Here is a 2,484-nt window from a genome sequence, read left to right as displayed (position 1 = left end):
CGTCGTGGCTGGGCGCGCAGTTCCCCGCGCCCCTTCGGGGCGCTCCGGCGGGGCGGGGCTTCTTTCCGGCCTCGGGGGGGTCACTGGGGTGGGGCTTTCTCTGTCGCTGCTCCTGCTTCGCCCCTGACGGACCAACCCGGGTTGATTCCTGGGAAGAACAGGGGGACCTTCACCTCTACCGTGGCCTTCACGACCGTGCCCTCGGGGGTGCAGTGCACCGTCGCGCCGCTCCACGCCGACGGGAGGTGCTCGCGACCGGCGGCGGCGCAGGCGCCCTGGCCGTCACCGGCGGTGGCGTACGCGGCGGTCGCGGCCCGTGCCGCCTCGTCCGCCGCGTTCCCGGCCAGCGAGTACGTGTACCCGTACAGCACGCACTGCCAGAGCAGGCCCATCACGACGAGGACCAGCGGGAACATCGCCGCGAACTCGAGGGTGACGGCGCCCTTGTCGCCGCGGCGGCGGGTCCGGCGGCCGCCCGTCTCCGCGGCCGGGGCGGCGACGACGCCGAGCTCGGCGGCGAGGGTCCAGATGGCCTGCTTGACCGTCGAGCGGTTGTCGAGGTCCTGCATACGGCCCGCGTCCACGGCCGCCTGGAGCTCCTTGTAGGCGGCGGGGACGGTGGTCGCGGCGGTCTTCGTGCCGGTGACGCGCTCGACGAGCGACGGCTGGATCTCGGCGGAGCGGGCGTACCGGTTGACGACCGTGACCGTCTCCTCGGCCTTGCGGATCTGGAGGCGGTCCCACAGGCGGACCATGCGTTTGGCGGCGCGGACCGCGATGACGTCCGGAGTGACCAGGAGGGCGGCCTGGTCGGCGAGTTCGATCGCGGCCGCGCCCGCCGCGCCGAGCTGTGTGCCGCAGTCGACGACCACGACCTCGTAGCGGGCGCGCAGGGCGTGGACGACCTGGCGGGCCACGCGGTCGGTGACCTCCTCGCCGCGCTCGCCGTCGGCGGGGGCGAGGAGGAGGTCGATGCCGGTCTCGTGGGTGAAGACGGCGTCGGCGAGGACCCGCGGGGTGATGTCGCGGATGGCCGCGAGGTCGGCGACGGAGCGGCGGAACTGGACGTCGAGGTAGGAGGCGATGTCGCCGGACTGGAGGTCGAGGTCGAGCAGGGCGACGCTGCGGCCGGACGCCCGGGCGGCGAGGGCGAGTTGGACGGCGACGAGGCTGGTGCCGACCCCGCCCTTGGCGCCGGTGACGGTGACGACGCGGCCACCGCCGCCGGCCGGCACCAGTTCGTGCCCCGGGCCGCCGGCGAGGTGGCGGCGCATCCCGGCGGACCAGGACGCGGCGGCCTGGACGCGCTCGGCGAGGGCGTCGTAGCCGAGGGGGAAGGCGACGATGCCGCGCGCTCCGCTGTCCATCGCGGCGGTGAGCAGCGCCGGGCTCGTGTCGGCGGTGACCAGGACGACGCCGACCGCGGGGAAGCGCTGCACGAGGTCGCGGATGAGGTCGAGGGCGGGGACCGGGCCGATCCGCTCGTGCACGAGGACGACCTCGGGCAGTTCGTCGAGGGACTCGGCGGCGAGCCGCGCGAGGGTGTCGAGCAGCGCGGTGGAGTCCGGGACGGGCGGGGCGGGTTCGGCGTCGGGCAGCTGGGAGAGCAGGGTGATCAGCGCCCGGGCGCTCTCGGGCTCCCCGACCGCGACAAGGATCCGGGTGGTCATGACGGTCCGCCTTCCGTTCGGCCCGTGGGGGTGTGCGGCCCCGGGGCGGCCCTCACTTGTCCTCGTCGAGCGTGTAGGAGCGGTCGCCGGGGGCGATGGCCGTGTCCCCGCCGGGCGCGACGAGGGCGAGGCGTACGTGGGTGGCGAACGACTCGGCGTAGGCGACGCGCTGGGCGTCGGCGGCCGACAGGGCGAACGTGATGGGCACGGCCTCGCCCTGGCGGCGTGCGGCGCTGCCGCCGCGGTCGGAGGATCCGGCGCCCTGCTCCTCGATGGGGGTGAGCTTGCCGACGTCGAGCACCTGCGCGTTCTCGACGATGACCTTGGACTGGTCGCGCTGCTTGTCGTTCTCGGCCTTGAACGTCGCGTAGATGTTGACCTTCGAGCCGGGGTCGATCTTGCCGGCCACGCCGGTCTCCGCGTCGATCATGATGGCGATCTCCTGCTGGCCCGGCTTGAGTTCGGGCCGGGCGACGACCATGTCGGACTGGAGCAGGGAGCCCTTCTCGAGCTGCGTGACGGCGATCTTGCCGCGGATCTGCCGGAGGTCGGTCACGGCGGTGCCGGACAGCCACCGCTCGGGCATCTCGATCTTCTCGAACTGGCTCTCCGTCAGCTCCTTGTACGGGGCGACGTCCTGGCGCAGCCGGTACGCGGTCTTCTCGGGGCCCACCTTGGAGTTCACGTCACGGATCACCGCGAGGACCCCGGCGAACGCGCCGAGCGCGCAGAGGATCGAGACGACCAGGAGGATGACGCCGCGGCGCTGACGTGAATTCATGGACCGGACAACCTCGTTGACGGGGGCGGGGAC

At 73.6% G+C, this 2,484-nt stretch carries 2 protein-coding genes; both read right to left on the bottom strand.

Annotated features, from left to right (window positions below):
* Positions 1–80: 80 nt before the first annotated feature.
* Positions 81–1,670: a P-loop NTPase gene (locus GTW43_RS01570; protein ID WP_161299724.1), complete on the bottom strand. Its 1,590-nt coding sequence runs from the start codon at positions 1,668–1,670 to the stop codon at positions 81–83.
* A 52-nt stretch (positions 1,671–1,722) separates the two neighbouring features.
* Positions 1,723–2,451, bottom strand: coding sequence for a Flp pilus assembly protein CpaB (gene cpaB / locus GTW43_RS01565; RefSeq protein WP_161299723.1), 729 nt, complete (start codon positions 2,449–2,451; stop codon positions 1,723–1,725).
* Between the last annotated feature and the right edge of the window lie 33 nt (positions 2,452–2,484).

It is taken from the genome of Streptomyces sp. SID5785 (assembly GCF_009870065.1).
Classification (GTDB): Bacteria; Actinomycetota; Actinomycetes; order Streptomycetales; family Streptomycetaceae; genus Streptomyces.
Note: the sequence above shows the minus strand (reverse complement) of the source record. Positions and strands in the feature narration are given on the sequence as shown.

Excerpts from the sequence above, each read along its gene's own strand:
- cpaB (WP_161299723.1), bottom strand. The coding sequence starts at position 2,451 with ATGAATTCACGTCAGCGCCGCGGCGTCATCCTCCTGGTCGTCTCGATC.
- GTW43_RS01570 (WP_161299724.1), bottom strand. The coding sequence starts at position 1,670 with ATGACCACCCGGATCCTTGTCGCGGTCGGGGAGCCCGAGAGCGCCCGG.